Genomic DNA, 18,104 nt, shown 5'->3' with positions numbered 1-18,104 from the left:
GCGAGCAAGAACCCAGGGTTGCTACGGAAGGGCTTACCCGAAGTTGTCCGTTTTTGCATGAAGATGTCTCCAAGGTGACTACCGACGCTGGGCAGATCGCTCTAATTCACCATCCGCACGGGCGAGAAATGACGCCCCAGGCTATCATCAAAATGGTAAAAAGCCCGAAAAATGGCTCACCACTACAACACTGGAGACATCATGAAATTCAAGCTTTCCGCCCTGGGTCTGGCCGTCGTCGGCAGCCTGTGCGCACAAGCCGCCATGGCTTCGGGCTACCACTTCGGTTCCCAATCGGCCGCCGCCCAAGGCACGGCCAATGCCAATACCGCCGAGGCCTCCGACGCCTCCGTGCTCTTCTACAACCCCGCAGGCATGACCCGCCTGGATGGCACCCATGCCTCCGGCGTCCTGAACGTGGTCGTACCGCGCGGCACCTACACCGACCAAGGCAGCGTCACCAGCTTTGGCCTGCCGATCAAGAACGGCAACAACGGCGGTACCTTCGTCAAAGCGACAGCCGTCCCCCATGCCTACCTGACCCACAAGCTGGATGCCAACACCTCGGTGGGCTTCGCCTTCTTCGTGCCTTTTGGTTCCAAGAGCACCTATGACGAAAGCTGGTCGGGCCGCTACAACGCCATCGGCACCGAGCTGAAGACCATCGCGCTGAACCCCTCGATCGCCTACAAGGTCAACGAGAAGCTGAGCCTTGGCGCCGGTGTGACCGCGCAGCACATCGAAGGCGTGCTGGCCAAGGCCGCCGACTTCGGTTCCGGCGCCATGGGCCTGCTCGTCGAACAGCAAGTGGCAGCCGCCATGGCAGCTCAGCCCGGCGTGCCTGCTGCCATGATCCGCGCAGCCGTCCTGAACCGCCTCGGCGGTCTGATCCAGAACGTCTCTGGCAACCCGACCTACTCAGGCCGCGTCGACGTGGAAGGCAAGGACTGGGGCGTGGGCTTCAACCTGGGACTGATGTACAGCCCCAACGAAGACACACGCTTTGGCATCGCCTACCGCTCCAAGATCAGCCACACCCTGAAGGGCGATGCCAAGTGGACGGTCGCCACACCGGCCGGCAATCTGGCCACCCTGCTCAACACCGCCCTGCCCGGCACGAATGCCGGCACCACGGTGCAACAGCGTCTGGTTGGCCTCTACACCGACAGCGCCGCCAGCCTGAAGGTGGACACCCCGGAATCGCTGTCGCTGTCCTTCTTCAAGCAGCAGGACAAGCTGGCTGTGATGGCCGATGTCACCCTGACCCGCCACTCGCGTTTCCAGGAACTGCGCATCGACTTCGCCAACAACCTGCCCGACTCGTTGACACCTGAGCGCTGGGTCAAGACCGTGCGCGGCTCCTTCGGCCTGAACTACCAGTGGAGCGACACCGTCAAGCTGCGCGGTGGTATTGCCTTCGATCAGAGCCCGGTCAGCGAAAGCAACCGCACACCGTCGATTCCCGACAATGACCGCACCTGGATCTCGGCCGGCATGAACTGGAAGCTGGACGCCAAAAACTCGATCGATTTCGCTGCCAGCCTGATCCACGTGGCCAGCAGCCAGATCAATATGTATGACAACGGCGCCCAAGTGAACGCCGCCGGAGCACCGACCTGCAACGCGGCCGGCAACACCTCCAGCTGCGCCACCATCAAGGGTCGTTTCAAGCTGAGCTCGGGTCTCCTGGGCGTGCAGTACAACCGCCAGTTCTGAAGCGCCTGACTGAGTTCAGTGCAACAAGCCACCGGCCAAAAGCCGGTGGCTTTTTTCTTGGCCAAAACTGAGCCAGGTCATGGACGGCAAGCCACTCGAGTGCCACCATTGCTGCATCGGCGAATTGCCGAAACGCGATGGAGGCTTTGAACATCATGGCTGATCTTTCGACCTTGCTGATCCTGCTGGCCTTGTTGCTGGCCCTGCTTGGCGCCTTGCGGCTGGACTTGTTGCGACTGGCCTTCAAGAACCTGCTGGATAAGCTAGCTCCCAAACCGGACTCAGTATTGGGCGATCCTGGCTTGAAAGTCAGCACACGCTCCGAAACCCCTCGCCAGGCCCAGACCCCAGGCCAAAAGCCTGCCTTCCACCGCAGCGGTCGTCGCCACTGAAAGCCCCAGGCCATTGAATCTGGGGCAAGATGCCGGCCTCTTCACTGCAAGCGCCGGATCCGGCAAGCCCCATGGCCAATCGACTTTCAAACATTGCCACCCGCACCGGCGACGACGGCAGCACCGGCCTGGGTGACGGTAGCCGCGTGCCCAAGAACCATCTGCGCGTGCAGGCCATGGGCGATGTGGACGAGCTGAACTCCAACCTTGGCGTGCTGCTGGCCGAGCCCCTGCCCGAGGACGTACGCGAGCTGCTGGTGACCATCCAGCATGAGCTGTTCAACCTCGGAGGCGAGTTGTGCATGCCGGGCTATGAGCTGCTCAAGGAAGCTGCCGTGCTGCGCCTGGACGAGGCCCTGGCCCACTACAACGCCGCCCTGCCCCGGCTGAAGGAATTCATCCTGCCGGCCGGCACGCGCAGCGCCGCCATCGCCCATGTCTGCCGCACCGTGGCCCGCCGTGCCGAGCGTGCAGTGGTCACCCTGACCGCCTCGGAAACCCTCAATGCGGCGCCACGCCAATATCTGAACCGCTTGTCAGACCTGCTGTTTGTGCTGGCACGGGTGCTCAACCGCGCCAATCTGGACGGCCTGGGCGGCGACGACGTCTACTGGCACAGCGAACGTCTGGCCCGACTCGACACCCAGGACTGAAGGCAGAAGCGCCTCAATCGGCCAGCGCCGCAGCCGCCGCTCGCAGGCGCTTGGCATAGGCTGTACGCAGGGCCGCCGGGCCCTGCACCTCGACTTGCCCGGCATGACGCAGCAGGTCCATCAGAAGCTCGGTCGCGTCCGCATAGGGCAACTCCAGGCGCCAACGGCCATCGACCAGCCATTCGCTGCGCTGAGCCGGATGCCACTCCTCCTTGCTCACCCAAGCTGCGGCCTCAGCACTGAACACCAGCTGGGCTTGCTGCACCTGGGCTGCGGCGAAGATCCCGTAGCCCTGATCGAGCTCCGCTTCCAGATGCTTCAGCGGCACGGCCTTGGCGCGCTCCACCAGCAGTTCGACCCCATCCATGGCATCGAGTGCAAAACGGCGAAGGCCCTCGCTTTCATGACACCAGGCATCGAGATACCAGGTGTTGCGGTAGTGAACCAGGCGTTGCGGTGACACCTGGCGGCGACGCAGCTGACCACCCTGCCCGCGACTGCGGTAACCGATGCTCAAGCGCTGGCGTTTGACGACCGCGCTGCCCACCGTCTCGAAGCAGGCCGACACCACACGCCGCCTGGCCGTGCTGATCAGCTTGATGCGCTGGGTCAGGGCTGCGGCTTCGGCTGCATCGACACCGAGCATGCCGGTCAGCTTGTCAAACATGGGCTGAAGGTGACGGCTCAGAATGCCCTCTTCATCGAGACTGGACAGCATCTGGTGCATGGTCAGCAAGGCGTGAAGCTCCTTCTCGCTGAACCAGACCCCGGGCAGCTCATGCTGGCGACCGCGCCACTGCTGGCCGAAACGGTAGCCATTGGCCGCGGGGTCATATTCAATCGGTGCGTCCATGCGCTCGCGCAGATATTGGATGTCCCGCTTCAAAGTGGCTGGTGACACCTCCAGGGCCTCGAGCAGACTGGCAAAGCTGACGCACTCGCGACTGCGAATCAGCAGCTCGATCTTGTAAAAACGCTCGGTTCTGTCCACCGCATCCTCCGCATTGAAGCACTGGCTCACGCTATGAGCCAGCTGGCCCAGACACTGTGCCACAAGGTCGCTCCAACATCGTGGTGACCGGCAACCGGAGCATCCTCATGGCACAGATCGCAAACACTTCAGCATCAGCAGTCACGACACAAGCGGCCGCAGCTTCCAAGCAGCAAGACCTGGCCTTCGAGGCCCAGGCCACCTCGGCGCTGCCGCTGCCGGCCCACCTGGTGCACGGCCAGACCTTGGGCTGGGACTATGCCCACCATGGCCTGACGCCGCCGGTGGCCCTGCTCTATGCCAACTCACCGGTACGCCAAGGCTGGCTGGCCGGTGCCGCGACCTTCGGAAAACGTACCTTGCCAGCCCACGCCCACACACAGCGCTACCTGGCCTTACGCAGCCACGCCTGGACACGGGGCCGCAGCTTTGAACTGGTGCAGCTGACGCCCAACTTCCTGCAACAGATCGACGCCGACTTCTGCCCGATCCTCCGTCTGCGCCTGAACGATCAGCCCGGCAGTGAGCAGCAACGATCGATTGACCGGGTGCGTGACGATGCCGGCTATGCCGCAGGCAACTTGGTCACCCTGAGTCGATCCGCCAACCAGGCCAAGGCCGCCCACAGCTGGGCCAGCGCCACGACCCTGGCGCACAGCCTGCAGCAAGGCCCGATCCAAAGCACAGCAGGCCTGAACGCCGAGCAATGGACACGGGTTGCCACCCTGTGCAGCTTCGTCACCGCCCTGCCCCACGAGGAGGCCGCCCGCATCCCCCTGCACGTGCTGCCGCCCAACCGCCTGCGCCTGTTCAACCCCATCCAGGCCTTGCAGGCCCTGGTGACCCGGCAGCTGGCGACGCCGGGCTGGAGCCAACGCCTGGCACGCATCGAAGCCCTGCTGCCAGGCGACAAGCTGCGCGGCGATTTCAATCGCTTTGTCCTGGCCCTGGCACCCCGCGTGCTGGCCGCCCAGCATCTGAACCGCGAAGAAGAGATCCGTTGGGCACTCGAAGATGCCTGGACCGACCCGCTTTTGCAGCGCCGCTGGATCTTGTTTGCCCTGCAACTGAGCCCAAACCAGGCCGAAGCCCTGGTGCAACGTGCGGCCGCCAAAAAGCTGAGCGCCCAGCAGGTACAAAGCCACTGCAAGGACAGCGCCACCGAAGGCTGGGGGCTGGAACACCAAGGCTTCTGCACGGCCGCCATCCGGCCGCAGCTGCACTGACCGTAGCGCTCAGCCCGGCAAGCCGACGGTCAAGCGTTCAAGCTCACCACTTTGATCCTGCAAGGCGACGTGATAGCCGCGCTCGCCGAACCAACTGGCCCATTGCCGGGCCAGACTTTTGCTGGTCAACCAGGGCCCGGACCGGTCCAGGCGCACACGATTGGCACGGCGCTCGTAGAAGACGACACGCCACATGCCGGTGGTGGTGGATGCTTGATCGAATCGATTCATGGTGAACCGAGGAGCCTAGCAGACTAACTCGTTACATCCTGTCCAGGTGCTGACAGGCTGGCGAGAAACTCATCGCTGCTGAGGCTGCGAACAGCATCCGGCTGACGCCTGAGCCAGGCGCGCTGGCAACGGCCACGCTCCTTCGGGCAATCACTGACCCAAGTACTGGCCCGCGCCTGCTCGGACAAGGCCAGCTGCAAGCTCGGCGATGCCGCGCGCGGCCGCCGCCCCGTAACCAGAGGCTGCACCACCTCGGCATAAGGCAGAAAGTCAGCCAGCAGTTCCTGCTGCTGCGCACCACTGAGCTGCAAGCCCGGAAAACTCAGAGCCGAGATCAGGGACTGCGCCATCTCGGCGCTGACCAAGGGCAAACAGTCGGCACCTTGCCAGGCCTGACGCAAAGCCTGCGACTTGGGATCGCTGCACAGCAGAGCCTGAAGCAACACGGGCAAGTCCAGGGCCACCCGGCGGGCAGACACCGCCCTCGCCTTCATCGCCCAGCCGCCTTGCCACTGTTGCGGCCGAAGACCTGGCGGGCATTCAGGGCTGCGCTGCCGCTGGCCTTGCTGGCTGGTGCTTTACGGCCACTCGATGGTTTTGCCAACCCCTTGCTGACGGTCTTCTTCGCCGCGGCGGGCTTGGCCTTGGCTTCACTCAATGGTTTTGCGGCCGTTTTCGTGGGCGCCTTTGCGCGTGCTTTTGCGGGTGCTTTTACAAGCGCGCTTTTTCGCGACACCGCTTTCTCTTTTGCCGCCGGTTTCGCGACCGCCGTTTTTTTGGCCGCAGGGGCGAGCTTGTTCCCGGCCCAGCTCAAGGCGGTCTCAATGGTTTTGGCGTCGATTTCCAGCTCGGCCAACTTGGCCCGGAGGGCATCGCCTCGTTGGATCCGTACGGGCGTGAGGATGATTTGTCCGGCCTGGGTGTGCACTTCGAAGTACTGCACCGGCCCCAAGGGCTCGGTCACGCTTTTTGGCAAGGTCAATTGGTTCTTGGAAGTCAGCTTGGCCAGCACTTGTCGTCAATTCAGAAAGTAAGGGGCCATTACTTTACCCCGTCCTTGCACGCAATCTGATCCATGATCAAAGAAGAAAACTGAATCGAACTCATCAACGGATAGTCATCGTTAATAACAAGTTACTTAAATTCTATTTATGCGAAAAAAAACCAGCGACCCGAAGGCGGCTGGTTGTTCCGGAGCCTGCTGTCGCGCGCCGCTGCGGCGCGCTCACCATCAGACCAAAGAGCGGTGCAGGCGAATCTCTTCCAGACGCACGCCGCTGACCTCAGTGGTCTTGGCGCTGCCGAGCTCGCGCTTGAAACCGGCCAGGTCAAAGAAACGCAGGGCGCGCTCATTGCGCAGATAGCTCCACAGCGTGACCTTGGTGCAGCCCTCTTCCTGCAAGCCGTCGCGTGCAGCGTCCCAGAGTGCCAGGCCGACACCCTTGTCCCAATGGATGGGGTTGGCATACATGGCCCAGATCTCGCCAGTGCTGGACGGTGTGCCCTTGTCGCGCGAGCGATCGAAGCCGACGAAGCCCATCAACTCGTTGTCGATATGGGCCACCACCACCTGGGGCTCGCAGAGATCGATGGCTTCGCGCCAGAAGGCCTGGCGCTTCTGCACGGACAAGGCATCCAACACGGAATCGGGCAGCAAGCCCTTGTAGGCGTCTTGCCAAGCCGCGACATGGATTTCTGCAATGCCCTTGGCATCACGCAGCGTGGCGGGGCGAACCTGAATACTCGACATACAAGGAAGAACTCAAAAGGAAACCAAGAACGAACCACTCCCGAAGTTCCGAACCTATGGCCAAGAGCCTGAGACAGGCCGTGGCGACAAGTGCTCAGGCGCGGGAACACGAAACGGAAGGGCGGTATTTTGCTTGCCAATGCGGCCGGGTCTGGCGCTTGACAGCGCGATTTTTTCTAGGCTGAAAGCGGGGCACTCGCTGCTTGATGCTCGCGTGCATGGCTTTGCACCGCTCGCTGCAAGGCCGTCTTGCTGCAACGCTGCAGGCGGCTCAGGAGGCCATGGTCGGGTCTGCAAGCGCCCAGATCGGCAGCAAAACGATCGGCAAGGTCGGCCTGTATGCGAAGCAGCAGATGAGCCGTGCTCATGGCGTCGGCCAAAGCCCGGTGCGCGCGCCCGGTGTCCGGCAGCTGGAAATGCCGTACCAAGCTGCCGAGTTTGCAGTTGGGCGCCTCGGGATAGAGGCGGCGGGCCAAAAGCACGGTACAGACGAATTCATGGGCTGGATCAGGTACGCAGTCGGCCATGGCCATCTCTGCCTGCCAGAAGCCGCGATCAAACGATGCGTTATGCGCCACCAAGGGGCAGCCATGGGTGAAACGAGCCAGCTCCTGCATGACCTCCGCGGCCGGCGGCGCTTCGGCCAGCATGGCGTTGCTGATGCCTGTCAGTTGCTCGATGAAGGGCGGGACCCAGACGCCGCTGTGCATCAAGCTTTGAAAGCTGTCGACGATGCGGCCGTCACGAACCAGCACCGCAGCAATCTCGGTCGCGCGCCCGCCGCTGCTCGGCCCCAGGCCGGAAGTTTCAAAGTCGATGACGGCAATCGTCTGCATGGCGTGGCGGCTGCCGTCGCAGCGGAAACAAAAAAGAAAAGCCAGAAGGTCAAGACCTCAAGCAACAGGGTGCTTGATCGCATTCAAGGCCAGCTTGCGCTCCACGGCCACCGCCATATCGACACCGGTGTGATCGGCGATCTGCAGCAGGTAGAGCATGACATCCGCAATTTCCTCGCCCAGGTGTTGATGCTTGATCGGGTCCTCAGCAATGCGCTGCGATTCCTCGGGCGTCATCCACTGAAAAATCTCGACCAGTTCAGCAGCCTCCACCACCATGGCCATGGCGAGGTTCTTGGGGGTTTGGTAAGGCTGCCAAGCACGTTCGGCAGCAAAACTGCGTAAGCGCTTTTGCAGGTCTGGGATGTCCATGGGGAGCAAGTGTGGCATGGCCCAGCTATGCCCGGAGCCGGCTGTGCACATTCCAAGAAATCTCGGCCGCTCTCTTATTCATAGCAATTTCAATATTTCAAATTGGTAGTCTTAGTAGAGGGGCTACTTTTCTGTGGACAAGTAACATTTCACTTTTGATATCAAAGACTTAACTCACTTCAAACCATGTGGGTACGACCCTGCTCTTGCCAGACACGAAGCGATAACAAGTCGGGCCAAGCGATCTCAGCTGTGGATAAGCCATGGTTTGTCCTTTTTTTATCCACAAGCTTGTACCTTGACAGCCCTGAGCAGGACTGCGTACAAGTTCTCGTCAGCCGCTCCCATGTCCCGCGTGTGACAAGTTCTTGGAGGAATCACTCTAAATTCTGTGTTTCTGGCCCAAATCAGGCCTTGTTCTGGGGCAAACACGCAGGCTCAGGGACCATCTTGGTGCCTAGAGTTCGCCTCAGCCCCAAGATGGGCCGCCCAAGTCGGGCCCCTGTCGCCACTCTTCAAACAAAGGTTGTTCCATGCAGCAGTTTCAAAAACTCCTCGTCCCACTGGCCGTCGGCCTGGCCCTGACAGCCTGCGGCGGTAGTGGCGACTCCATCCCTGACGCTCCGGCGCCGGCCAAGATCATGGCCGTCAAGGTTTTTGGTGACAGCCTGGCCGACTCGGGCACCTTCGGTTTCCGTTTCACCGTGCAAGGCGCTGAAACGCAGATCTATCCGGAGCGAATTGCTGCCGGCTTCGGTACCACGCTTTGCAATTTCTACGCCTTCACCGGCACGACCTTCACCACCAACAGCAAGCCCGGCTGCGGCAACTACGCCATCGGCGGCGGTGTCATCAACCAGGCCAATGGTTCGGACCCGCGCGGCATCGTTTTGCAGATGATCACAGCCTCCCTGTCCGGCCCTTACAAGGCTTCGGACCTGGCCTTGATCGACGGCGGTGGCAATGACGCGGCCGACCTGGTCGGCGCCTATCTGAAAGCCCCCACCGACAAGGCCGCGGCCTACGCCGCGCTGCTCGGCACGGTGCTGAGCGCCAGCCAGGTCACCACCATCATGAGCGGCGGCGCCGCGGGCATGGCCACCGGTGGTGCGACCTATATGGAAGCCCTGGCCGACAAGTTTGCCGATGGCATCCAGAGCTATGTGCTCGACAAGGGCGCACAGCAGGTGGTGATCCTGAACGTGCCCAGCATCACAGTGACACCGCGCTTCCAGCGCGTGCTGGACGGCATCGCTCTGGCCAGCGGCGGTGGCACGGCCGGTGCCACAGCGCGCGCCCAATCCGAGGCACTGTTCAAGAGCTGGATCTCGGCTTTCAACAAGCGCCTGGACACCCGTTTTGCCGGTCAGGCTCGCGTGGCCGTGGCCGACTTCTACAGCGCCCTCAACGACCAAGCTGCCAACCCGGCCCAGTACGGCCTGAGCAATGTCAAGAACACGGCCTGCCCGCAGACCGGCACCGGTGCCGATGGCTTGCCGACCTACACCTTCCCGACTTGCACAGCAGGCGCGCTCTCGGCAACGATCCCGGCTGGTGCCACCGGTGGCGCCAACTGGTGGAAGACCTATGCCTTCTCGGACGGTTTCCACCCCACGCCTTACGGTCACCAGCTGATTGCCGAACTGATCGGCCGCAGCCTGGCTGCCAAGGGCTGGAAGTGAAGTAGAAAAGCCAGCAGCGGGGCGTTTCAGCCCTGCAATCGCTGAACAGCAAAAAGGGAGCCCTCGGCTCCCTTTTTTTCATGCCTTCCAGGCCATTGCTGAATCACTCGATGCCGATGACCTTGTGCATCTGCACCGACATGCGCCACTGCGGGTGTTGCATGCAGTAGTCCACCACCTCGCGGATGTGCTGGGTCTTGAGCACGCTGTCCAGCGGCTGAAGGAAGAAATGCTGGAAGTCCAGCCCGGCAAAACGTTCGGGCCGCGCCAGCGGCTGGGGATAGACCAGCTTCAGCTCATGGCCGCGGGTCAGTACCAGTTCGGCATCGGCCTTGGGGCTGACGCAAATCCAGTCCAGGCCTTCCGGCGCCGGCTGGGTGCCGTTGGTCTCGACAGCGATCTCGAAACCGCGCGCGTGCAGAGCCTCGATCAGGGGCGTATCCACCTGCAGCAGGGGCTCACCCCCGGTGCAGACGACATAAGGCCTTCCAGGCCGGTCTGCGGGCCAGCGCGAGGCAATCGCGTCGGCCAGTGCCTCGGCCGTGGCGAATTTGCCGCCACCTTGGCCATCGGTGCCCACGAAATCGGTGTCGCAGAAGTTGCAGACAGCACGGGCGCGGTCTTCCTCGCGCCCGCTCCAGAGGTTGCAGCCGGCAAAGCGGCAGAACACCGAGGCCCGGCCTGCTTGCGCGCCCTCGCCTTGCAAGGTGTAGAAAATTTCTTTGACGGCGTAAGTCATGCGTGTGTGCTGGTTGGTTCTCGTCGGCAGGCGTTCAAACCGGGATCAGGTCCACCGCGGTGGCCACGCTGACGATGGCGCCGCAGCCGCGTGTTTCGTACATGTCCACACGGTCCAGCTGAGGCAGGCCGACCCGGGCCTTGCCCAGCACCCAGGCTGCCAGGCTGGCGGTGTCGCCATCGGGCAGGTCGGCAATCTCGTAGAGCGGCCGGTGGTCGATGGCCTTGAAGATGGGGTCGAACAAGGTTTTCACATCGCCAAAGTCCACGGTCCAGCCCATCACTGCATCGAGCTCGGCGCTCAGGTGCAGGCGCAAGGTGTAGGTGTGGCCGTGGATGGCACGCAGCGGGCTGTCGGCCGGCGCGGCCTTGAGCTGGATGGCGCTGTCCAAGGTCAGCTCCTTCCAGATGCGGTAGTTCTGGCCGTCGAAATTGGCACCGCAGGAGCCGGTTTCGTAGACGGTCAGCCAGCTCAGCTCGGGCAGCAGCGGCTTCATGCGCGCCCACAACCACGCCGAGATCACCTCGCTGGTCGGGTTGCTCAGGCCCTCGATCTCGTTCAGGCAGTGGTAGTTCAGCTCGGCATGGAAGGGTGCCCAGACTTCGTCCAGATGGTCGTAATCGATGCTGATGTCGCGCTCACCCAGGTCCTGATTGGCATGGACGATCACCTCGAAGCCATGGCCATGCATGCGGCCGCATTTGTGGCCCATCGGCACATTGGGCAGCTTGTGGGCCGCTTGAAAACGGTAACGGCGCCAGACATGGGCCATGCCGTTGACGTCCAGATCGACCCCGCTGTGCTGGGTACTCTGGATGCCCACTTGCTGAATGCCGGGCACACCGAACTCATGTTCCAGGCGCTGGCGGATCCAGCGGGCGATGTTCTCGTCGGTTGGCTGTTCGATGGTCTGGTTCAGCAGGGCATGGTCCAGCGGTGCCACGCAGGCTTCCAGCCGGCGCCGCAGTTCTTCAACTTCTGCGCCAGGAAACGGCGCCCAGCCCGCGGGCAGCTGGGCCCGAATGGTGGCGAAATAGCTGTGCCCATGCAAGCCGCGGCTGCGGTGGCCCGAGGGCAATGCCGGAATCTGGCAAGCCGACTCAAAGCCACAGGAGGCGGAGTACAGGGTGTCGGTGTTCATCAAAAACTTCGCCTTGCAATATCAATAAGGATTTAGAACTTTAAGAATGGTAGTCGTAGTAAGGGTGAACCCTGGCTGTGGACAAGCGCAATTTTCTCAGTCCTGACAAGTGTTTGGCAGCTTCCAAAGCTTGTGGAGGCCTGCCCCTGAACTTTCGGCTCGACCGATAACAACTTGGCGGATCGCCGTCGGCCTGTGGACAAGCCCTGACTTGTTCAAGTTTCGTCCACAGCCTTGTCCACAGGCTGGTGCTCAAGCCTGTGCTTCACCGGCCACCATGCCCTGGTGGTGGCTGAGAAAGACCTGACCCTCGAACCATTGTTGCCAATCGGCCGCACGCAGACGGTCCAGAACCGGCCCCTTGACCTCACTGAGATCGAGGCGCAAACCCTGACGTTTCAAGTGGGCGTGCAGTTCGCGCAAGGCCTCCAGGCCGCTGAAGTCGATGCTGTTGACCGGCGACATGAGCAGCACGACCCGGTGTACCTCCTGGCGCTCCTGGTTCAGCAAACCCTGCACTACATCGCTGAGACTGCGGGCATTGGTGAACAAGAGGCTTTCGTCGATGCGCAGGCCCAGCACCCCGGGCTGGCACTCGACTGCATGGCGGCCGACATTGCGGTAATGCTCGGTGCCCGGAACCCGGCCGATCAAGGCCACATGGGGCTGGGCCGTGCGTTGCAGCAGCAATGCGATGGAACCCAGCACCCCGAGCGCCAGCGCGGCCGTCACGCTCCAGCACAGCACGATGGCGCTCACGCCGGCCATCAGCAGGGCTTCTGGCCGGGCATAGCGCCAGGCCTCGACAAAGGGCTGGAACTTCAGGCCTGAGAGCACGGCCACCAGAATCGTTGCTGCCAGCACGGACTTGGGCAGCCAGGCCAGGGGGCCGGCCAGCAGCAGCATGGCCAGGCCCATGAACAGCGCGACGAACACGCCACTGGCGCGGCTGCGGCTGCCTGCCTCGTGAAGCAGCACGCTGCGCGAGAAGCTGCCCGCCACCGGCATGCCGCCGCTCAGGGCGGCACACAAATTGGCCGCTGCCAGGCCGCGCAGCTCAGCGCCGGCCTGCACCTTTTCGCTGCGCCGGCGCGCCAGCGCCTCAGCCACGACCAGGCTGGAGACATAGGCGATCAAGGCGATCAGCAGGGCGCTGGGCGCCAACTGCCACCAGAGCTCGCCGTTCAAGCGTGGCAGGCTGAGGTGCAGATCCAGCGGTGGCAAGGTCCCCACCAAGGCGACCCCGCGCGAGAGACCGTCTATGGCCCAAGCCAGGCCCATGGCCGCCAGCAGCAGGGCCATGGGCACCAGGCGAGCGCTGCCGGGCGGCAGCCAGCGCCGGCCGGCCAGCAAGGTGGCACAGGCCAGCAGGCCAAAGCCCGCGCTCAATCCATGCCAGGCAAAGCCGGTCGCCTGCATGGAGGCCCACAGCCCCGGCAGCTCGAAGCCTTGGGCCGGGCTGCCCAGCAGCACCGGCAACTGGCTCATGGCGATGGTCAGGGTGGCGCCGGTCTCGAAACCGTGGAGCACCGGCACCGACAGCAAGGAGGCGAGGGCGTCCAGACGCAGAGCCGAGGCCAGCAAGAGGATCAGGCCGACCTCGGCCGCCAGCACCAGTGCTGCTTCCGAGGGGCTGACGCCGGGCGGCAGGCCGCCCAGGGCTTGGGCAATCATCAAGGCCAGCACCGCCACCGGCCCGATGCCGAGCACCGGGCTGGAGCCCCAGACCGCGTAGGCCAGCAAAGGCAGCAGGCTGGCATACAGGCCGATCTGTGGCGGCAGGCCGGCCAGCATGGCATAGGCCAGGCTTTGGGGAATCAGCAGCACGCTGACCAGCAGGCCGGCCAGCAGATCGCTGCGCATGCCATCGCGGCGGTAGGCCTTCAGCGTCAACAGCCGCTGCGTGATCCATGGCTTCGAGGCAGGCTTCATCGTCCGCATTGTCTCAGCCGTATCCCTGCTGCCGGTTCAGGCGCTGCCCGGCCCCAGGATCTGCTTGAGGTTGACCCGCTCGGAAGAGCAGGCGGCATCAAAGTCGGCCGCGATGGCGGCCAGGGCTTCGGCATTGGGCGCATGGACCGTCTCGATGCCCATGGCCCGATTGCGGCCGCGCGACTTGGCGCTGTAGAGCGCCATATCGGCCCAGTTGACGGCCTGTTCCCAGTGCAGCAAGAGCTGGCTTGGTGGCAGAGGGAAACGGGCAAAACCCAGGGACACGGTGATGCGCAGCGGCCCGTCGGTGGTCTGTACTGGCGTGCCGGCCACGCTGTGCAGGATGCGCTCGGCCAGCGCGCACAGCTGCTCGGCGCTGACGTCGGCAGCAAACACCAGAAATTCCTCACCCCCCCAGCGCACCACCAGATCGTTCTGGCGCACCGCATGCGAAAGCCGGCGCGCCACTTCGCAGATCACGACATCGCCGATGCCATGGCCGTGCTGGTCGTTGACATGCTTGAAATGGTCGATGTCCACCATCAGCAGGGCGCCGTTGAAGGCGGGCTGGTCTTGCTGGTTCATGACCGCCAGAAAGTGCCGGCGGTTGGCCAGGTCGGTCAGCGGGTCGCGTTCGCTCTGGGCGCGCAGCAAGACTTCATTGGCCTTGAGTCGCTTGTTGGTCAGGTGCACGCGGCGCACCATCACTGCACCGAGCAGCAGGGACAGGCCCAGCAGGGCCGCCACCGCATAGCCGACCTGGCTGGCCAGCTGTCGGTTGCTCAGTTGGCGGTCGACCAAGGCCTGCTTGCTGACCAGCAGGGCCAGGTCCCGTTGCTTGCGCTCGCTGTCGTACTTGAGCTTGAGCTGCTGCAGCGAGCTCTCGCGATGGCGCGCGGTCAGCTGGGCATTGAGCTTGCGCTCGGCGTGATACGCCAGGATGGCCTCGCGCGTCTGGCCGGCCGCGGCCCAGGCTTCGCCCTGCTCGCGCAATTCCACCGACTGATCGACCAGCTCGGTGTGCCCTTGGTTCAGCTCACGCAGCCGCGCCAGTTCCTGGCGCGCACGCTCGAACTGGTGCAGCTGGATGCGTGCCACGGCCAGGTTGTTGCGCAGGGCGCGTTCGATCCGTGCATCGGGTTGGTGCGCCAGCCAGTCCAGTGCCGGCCCGGCCGCCTGCAGGGCGCGCAGGGGCTGCTTCTGCTGCATATAGAAGTCGATCAGGCCGATGTGCATTTGCGCCAGCAGCAGGCGATTGCCGGTGGCCCGGGCGATTTGCAGGCCTGCATCAAGGGCCTGGCGCTGTGCCCGAAGATCGCCGTTGCGGGCGGCCATGGTGGCCTCGATGACCTTGATCTGGCCTTGGGTCTGCGCATCGCCCTGCGCCGTTTGCAGGGCCAGTGTCAGCCAGCGCCGGCTTTGCTCGGTCTGGCTCAGCGACTGGTTCACTTGGGCCAGGCTGGCCATGCTCAAGGCACTGCGCTCCGGGTCAGCGCCGGCCTGGGCCAGATCCAGGGAACGGCGCAGCTGCACCTCGGCCAGCGAATGCGCACCCTCGGCCATGCGCTGGCGCGCCTGCAGGCGCAGCGCCGACCAGCTGCTGCGGTAGTCGCAGCGCCCTTGCTGGATGTCCGCTTTCAAGACGCCCTCGGGGCAGCCTGTTTCCAGGATCTGCCAGGCCTGGCCTGCCCAGTCGGCAGCGGCCTGCAGCCTGCCCTGGCGTGCCGCCTGTTCGGCGCGCAGCAAGGGACTCAGGGCCGGAGACCCGGGCTGGGCCGCCAGACGGTCGGCCAGGCGCAGCGCGGCCTCGCTGTCGCCCTGGGCCAGCAGCAGACGCGCCTCAGCCAGATCAAAGGCCACCCGAGTCCGGTCGTCGAGCGCGCCGTCGGCGGCCGCCGCCTGGCGCCAGGCTTGTAGGGTTTTGAGGGAACCAGGCTGTTGGTCCGTCTGGCCCTGTTCTTGCCGGACCAACAGGTCGAGTCGGGCGGCCAGGGCCTCAGCTTGAGCCGGTCCGGGGCTCGTTGTTGCTGCTTGCACCTGGGCCAGGCCCAGGCTCCAGCCCAGCAAGGCCCAGAGACAGCGCGAGCGCAAGCGGCGGACCCTGCTCATTGCCGGCTGTCCTCGAAACGGGCCGGGCCATGCAAGGTGATCAGCTCCAGCTGCCCGGCCTGCCAGGAGGCTTCCATATCGCCCGCCAGCGATTGCAGCTGCACCTCATCGACGGCGGCCACAGATGCGATACCGTAGGCCTGGTTGCGGCCATGGGCCTTGGCCAGATACATGGCTGTGTCCACCAGATCGATGGCGCGCTCCCAGACCAGAGCCAGCTCATGCGGGGCCATGGGGAAGCTGGCGAAGCCGATCGAGGCCGTCACCGGAATCCCTTGCGTGCCATGCTTGACCGTCGGCCAGGCGATCTGGTCCAAGAGCCTTTGCGCCAGGGTGCTGGCAAAGCTGGCCTCACGGGTGTTGACGAGGATCAGGAACTCCTCGCCGCCCCAACGCACCAGCAGGTCCTCGTCGCGCAAGCAAGCGCGCAGTCGCTGAGCGATCTCGATCAGCACGCTGTCGCCGGCGGCATGGCCGTGGCGGTCGTTGATGCGCTTGAAGTGGTCGATATCAATCAGGAACAAGCTGCCGCTGATTTGGCCATGCTCGGCCAGGCGCTTGATGGCGGCCAGGAAATGGCGGCGGTTGGCCAGGCCGGTCAGGGGGTCGCGCTCGCTGGCTGTCTTGAGTGCGGCATTGCTGTGCGCCAGGGCCTGATTGGTGCGGCGAATGCGCTGGTAGGCCAGACCCAGCAGCACGGCCGAGAGCACGATGCAGCCGCCCAGGGCAGCCCACAGCCAGAGTTGCAGATCGCGCGCGCGCAGCTGCTCCTGCTTCAGGCTGTTGCCGCGGTTGAGCAGCTCGATCTCCTTGGCACGGCGCTCGTCCTCATAGCTTTCCTGGCTTTCCAGCAAGGCCTTGCGGGTTTCATTGCGCAGCACCTGGTCGATGCGGCGGCGGTGCTGGTGGAAGGCGTCCACGGCGGCCGGCAGGTCGCCGGCGCGTTCGAGATGCATGCCCAGTTCCAGCCAGGCGTTGGCCGCGTTGGTGTCCGCACCGCGCTGCTCGTCGCGCGCCAGCGCTTCCAGCACCTCGCGCTTGCCTTCCTCGATCCGCTTCAGGCCGATCTTGGCGATGCCGCGGTTGTGGCGTGACAGCAGCTCGTAGTCGATGTTCTGGCTGGCAATGGCCAGGGCCAGGGCCTGCTCGGAAAACTCCAGGGCTTGCGGGTAATTGCCCTGGTTGAGGTGGAAGTCGGCGAAATTTCCCAAGGCCAGGGCGATGAGGGCGTCCGAGCCACTCTGCCGGGCCGCGTCCAGGGCGGCTTGCTTGGCCTGCTGCGCCTGCCCCACCCAACCCTGGGTTTGCAGGATGATGCCGCGCGTGGTGTGGACGTCGTAGAGCAGGGCCGGGCTCGGGTCCAAATTGGCTTCGGCCTGGGATTGAACGCTGAATTGCTGCGCCAGCTCCAGCTGCTGGGCCTGGTGATAAATGAAGGCGAGATTGCTCATCACCAAGGCGCGCCGCCAAGGCTGGCCCATGCCATCGGCCAGGCGCAGGGCCTCGTTGGCACTGGCGATGGCGTCATCGATCTGACCGGTTTCGGCCTGCAGATAGGCCATGAAGTCATGGCAGCGCAGCAGCAGGCGCGGCCCGGTCTCGCGCACGCTGTAGCCGGCCAGAGGGGCCATGGTCCGCTCGGCCTGGCGCAAGTCGCCGCTGAATCGCTGCTGCCGGGCACGCACATAGAGCAAGGCCAGATGGGCGGCGCGGCGGCTGGCCTCGGCCGGCCATTCCTCGAGGTCCTTGAGGATGCTGGCGGTCAGCCCCGCATTGCGCATCTCGGTGGCCAGATGGCCGCGCTGCGCCAGCAGTTGCACGCGGGCCAGGCTGCCTGGTGCCGTGCGCGGCTGCAACTCGTGCAGCGCGTGTTCGCTGGCCGCCGGGTGGCTGCGGCCTTCGCGCTCAATGCGTTCCAGCTCTTGCCAGATGGGCTGCTTCAGTTCCTCTTCCAGCGCACTCGCACCGGTCGCAGCGGCGACCGGGACGGGACCGGCTGAATCGACACCGGGCCCGGCCGGCTGGCAGGCAGTCAGGCCGAGCAAGCTCAGCAACAAGCCGGCGCGCACGCTCTCAAGCAGACAGGCGCGCGCACGGCGCCGCCCGGGCGCAGTTGCAGCGCGCGTGACAGCGGGTGCTCGGCTCATGGACGGCGGTATCGGCACGGAAGGGGTGGAGTTGAGGGCGGGCTCAGGGCGCTGACCGGACCGGCGGGGGCAAGCGCGACTTTCTTGGCAGGCCGGGGCGTCGCGGCTGACGCGCAGGCGGCAGTGTAGTGAGGCGGCCCCGCCCCGCAAGTGCTGATTTCCCCGGGTCGGCAGCGCTGGCGGCTCA

At 64.3% G+C, this 18,104-nt stretch carries 17 protein-coding genes; 5 read left to right on the top strand and 12 right to left on the bottom strand.

Annotation, left to right across the window (positions count from 1 at the left end; genetic code table 11):
* Positions 1-201: 201 nt before the first annotated feature.
* From LNV28_RS06230 to LNV28_RS06220, 3 genes are all read left to right on the top strand, one after another.
* Positions 202-1,716, top strand: coding sequence for an OmpP1/FadL family transporter (locus tag LNV28_RS06230; protein WP_263515919.1), 1,515 nt, complete (start codon positions 202-204; stop codon positions 1,714-1,716).
* A gap of 155 nt (positions 1,717-1,871) precedes the next feature.
* A complete protein-coding gene (locus LNV28_RS06225; protein ID WP_263515920.1) occupies positions 1,872-2,108 on the top strand; it encodes a hypothetical protein in 237 nt (78 codons plus the stop codon).
* Positions 2,109-2,179: 71 nt separating this feature from the next.
* Entirely contained in the window at positions 2,180-2,761 is a 582-nt protein-coding gene (locus LNV28_RS06220) for a cob(I)yrinic acid a,c-diamide adenosyltransferase (protein ID WP_263515921.1), read from the top strand.
* Positions 2,762-2,774: 13 nt separating this feature from the next.
* Here LNV28_RS06220 and LNV28_RS06215 read toward each other — a convergent pair whose 3' ends face one another.
* Positions 2,775-3,815: a helix-turn-helix transcriptional regulator gene (locus tag LNV28_RS06215; protein ID WP_263515922.1), complete on the bottom strand. Its 1,041-nt coding sequence runs from the start codon at positions 3,813-3,815 to the stop codon at positions 2,775-2,777.
* A 44-nt stretch (positions 3,816-3,859) separates the two neighbouring features.
* Between LNV28_RS06215 and LNV28_RS06210 the strand changes: the two genes are divergently transcribed.
* On the top strand, positions 3,860-4,978 hold the full coding sequence (locus LNV28_RS06210; protein ID WP_263515923.1) for a hypothetical protein: 1,119 nt from the start codon (positions 3,860-3,862) through the stop codon (positions 4,976-4,978).
* Positions 4,979-4,987: 9 nt separating this feature from the next.
* On the opposite strand, the gene LNV28_RS06205 is transcribed toward LNV28_RS06210, so the two are convergent.
* The 6 genes from LNV28_RS06205 to LNV28_RS06180 form a co-directional block, all read right to left on the bottom strand.
* Positions 4,988-5,209, bottom strand: coding sequence for a hypothetical protein (locus LNV28_RS06205; RefSeq protein WP_263515924.1), 222 nt, complete (start codon positions 5,207-5,209; stop codon positions 4,988-4,990).
* Positions 5,210-5,232: 23 nt separating this feature from the next.
* Positions 5,233-5,688 carry a hypothetical protein gene (locus LNV28_RS06200; RefSeq protein WP_263515925.1) on the bottom strand — a complete coding sequence of 152 codons (456 nt, stop codon included), beginning with the start codon at positions 5,686-5,688 and terminating at the stop codon, positions 5,233-5,235.
* Positions 5,689-5,699: 11 nt separating this feature from the next.
* Positions 5,700-6,221, bottom strand: coding sequence for an AbrB/MazE/SpoVT family DNA-binding domain-containing protein (locus LNV28_RS06195; protein WP_263515926.1), 522 nt, complete (start codon positions 6,219-6,221; stop codon positions 5,700-5,702).
* A 219-nt stretch (positions 6,222-6,440) separates the two neighbouring features.
* Positions 6,441-6,959 carry a GNAT family N-acetyltransferase gene (locus tag LNV28_RS06190; RefSeq protein WP_263515927.1) on the bottom strand — a complete coding sequence of 173 codons (519 nt, stop codon included), beginning with the start codon at positions 6,957-6,959 and terminating at the stop codon, positions 6,441-6,443.
* 176 nt (positions 6,960-7,135) lie between these two features.
* Positions 7,136-7,795, bottom strand: a complete 660-nt coding sequence (locus LNV28_RS06185; RefSeq protein WP_263515928.1) for a 3'-5' exonuclease — start codon at positions 7,793-7,795, stop codon at positions 7,136-7,138.
* Between the two features lie 57 nt (positions 7,796-7,852).
* The gene (locus LNV28_RS06180; RefSeq protein WP_263515929.1) at positions 7,853-8,167 is read right to left on the bottom strand and encodes a nucleotide pyrophosphohydrolase; all 315 of its coding nucleotides are present in this window, start codon (positions 8,165-8,167) and stop codon (positions 7,853-7,855) included.
* Between the two features lie 533 nt (positions 8,168-8,700).
* On the opposite strand from LNV28_RS06180, the gene LNV28_RS06175 reads away from it, so the two are divergent.
* On the top strand, positions 8,701-9,849 hold the full coding sequence (locus LNV28_RS06175) for an SGNH/GDSL hydrolase family protein (RefSeq protein WP_263515930.1): 1,149 nt from the start codon (positions 8,701-8,703) through the stop codon (positions 9,847-9,849).
* 103 nt (positions 9,850-9,952) lie between these two features.
* Here the strand turns inward: LNV28_RS06175 and queE are convergent, their stop codons facing one another.
* The 5 genes from queE to LNV28_RS06150 form a co-directional block, all read right to left on the bottom strand.
* Positions 9,953-10,588: a 7-carboxy-7-deazaguanine synthase gene (gene queE / locus LNV28_RS06170; protein ID WP_263515931.1), complete on the bottom strand. Its 636-nt coding sequence runs from the start codon at positions 10,586-10,588 to the stop codon at positions 9,953-9,955.
* Positions 10,589-10,622: 34 nt separating this feature from the next.
* Positions 10,623-11,729: a 6-carboxytetrahydropterin synthase gene (locus tag LNV28_RS06165; protein WP_263515932.1), complete on the bottom strand. Its 1,107-nt coding sequence runs from the start codon at positions 11,727-11,729 to the stop codon at positions 10,623-10,625.
* A 252-nt stretch (positions 11,730-11,981) separates the two neighbouring features.
* Positions 11,982-13,661 (bottom strand): SulP family inorganic anion transporter, encoded by a 1,680-nt coding sequence (locus LNV28_RS06160; RefSeq protein ID WP_263515933.1) that lies wholly within the window; start codon positions 13,659-13,661, stop codon positions 11,982-11,984.
* Positions 13,662-13,697: 36 nt separating this feature from the next.
* Entirely contained in the window at positions 13,698-15,770 is a 2,073-nt protein-coding gene (locus LNV28_RS06155; protein WP_263515934.1) for a GGDEF domain-containing protein, read from the bottom strand.
* Positions 15,767-17,917 (bottom strand): GGDEF domain-containing protein, encoded by a 2,151-nt coding sequence (locus LNV28_RS06150; RefSeq protein ID WP_263515935.1) that lies wholly within the window; start codon positions 17,915-17,917, stop codon positions 15,767-15,769. The genes LNV28_RS06155 and LNV28_RS06150 overlap by 4 nt, the downstream gene beginning before the upstream one ends.
* Positions 17,918-18,104: the final 187 nt, after the last annotated feature.

This window comes from Paucibacter sp. DJ2R-2, assembly GCF_025717675.1.
In the GTDB taxonomy this organism is placed as follows: Bacteria; Pseudomonadota; Gammaproteobacteria; order Burkholderiales; family Burkholderiaceae_C; genus Paucibacter_A.
Note: the sequence above shows the minus strand (reverse complement) of the source record. Positions and strands in the feature narration are given on the sequence as shown.

Excerpts from the sequence above, each read along its gene's own strand:
- LNV28_RS06225 (WP_263515920.1), top strand. The coding sequence starts at position 1,872 with ATGGCTGATCTTTCGACCTTGCTGATCCTGCTGGCCTTGTTGCTGGCC.
- LNV28_RS06175 (WP_263515930.1), top strand. The coding sequence starts at position 8,701 with ATGCAGCAGTTTCAAAAACTCCTCGTCCCACTGGCCGTCGGCCTGGCC.
- LNV28_RS06165 (WP_263515932.1), bottom strand. The coding sequence starts at position 11,729 with ATGAACACCGACACCCTGTACTCCGCCTCCTGTGGCTTTGAGTCGGCT.
- LNV28_RS06205 (WP_263515924.1), bottom strand. The coding sequence starts at position 5,209 with ATGAATCGATTCGATCAAGCATCCACCACCACCGGCATGTGGCGTGTC.
- LNV28_RS06230 (WP_263515919.1), top strand. The coding sequence starts at position 202 with ATGAAATTCAAGCTTTCCGCCCTGGGTCTGGCCGTCGTCGGCAGCCTG.
- LNV28_RS06185 (WP_263515928.1), bottom strand. The coding sequence starts at position 7,795 with ATGCAGACGATTGCCGTCATCGACTTTGAAACTTCCGGCCTGGGGCCG.
- LNV28_RS06180 (WP_263515929.1), bottom strand. The coding sequence starts at position 8,167 with ATGGACATCCCAGACCTGCAAAAGCGCTTACGCAGTTTTGCTGCCGAA.
- queE (WP_263515931.1), bottom strand. The coding sequence starts at position 10,588 with ATGACTTACGCCGTCAAAGAAATTTTCTACACCTTGCAAGGCGAGGGC.
- LNV28_RS06210 (WP_263515923.1), top strand. The coding sequence starts at position 3,860 with ATGGCACAGATCGCAAACACTTCAGCATCAGCAGTCACGACACAAGCG.
- LNV28_RS06220 (WP_263515921.1), top strand. The coding sequence starts at position 2,180 with ATGGCCAATCGACTTTCAAACATTGCCACCCGCACCGGCGACGACGGC.
- LNV28_RS06155 (WP_263515934.1), bottom strand. The coding sequence starts at position 15,770 with ATGAGCAGGGTCCGCCGCTTGCGCTCGCGCTGTCTCTGGGCCTTGCTG.
- LNV28_RS06150 (WP_263515935.1), bottom strand. The coding sequence starts at position 17,917 with ATGAGCCGAGCACCCGCTGTCACGCGCGCTGCAACTGCGCCCGGGCGG.
- LNV28_RS06160 (WP_263515933.1), bottom strand. The coding sequence starts at position 13,661 with ATGAAGCCTGCCTCGAAGCCATGGATCACGCAGCGGCTGTTGACGCTG.
- LNV28_RS06190 (WP_263515927.1), bottom strand. The coding sequence starts at position 6,959 with ATGTCGAGTATTCAGGTTCGCCCCGCCACGCTGCGTGATGCCAAGGGC.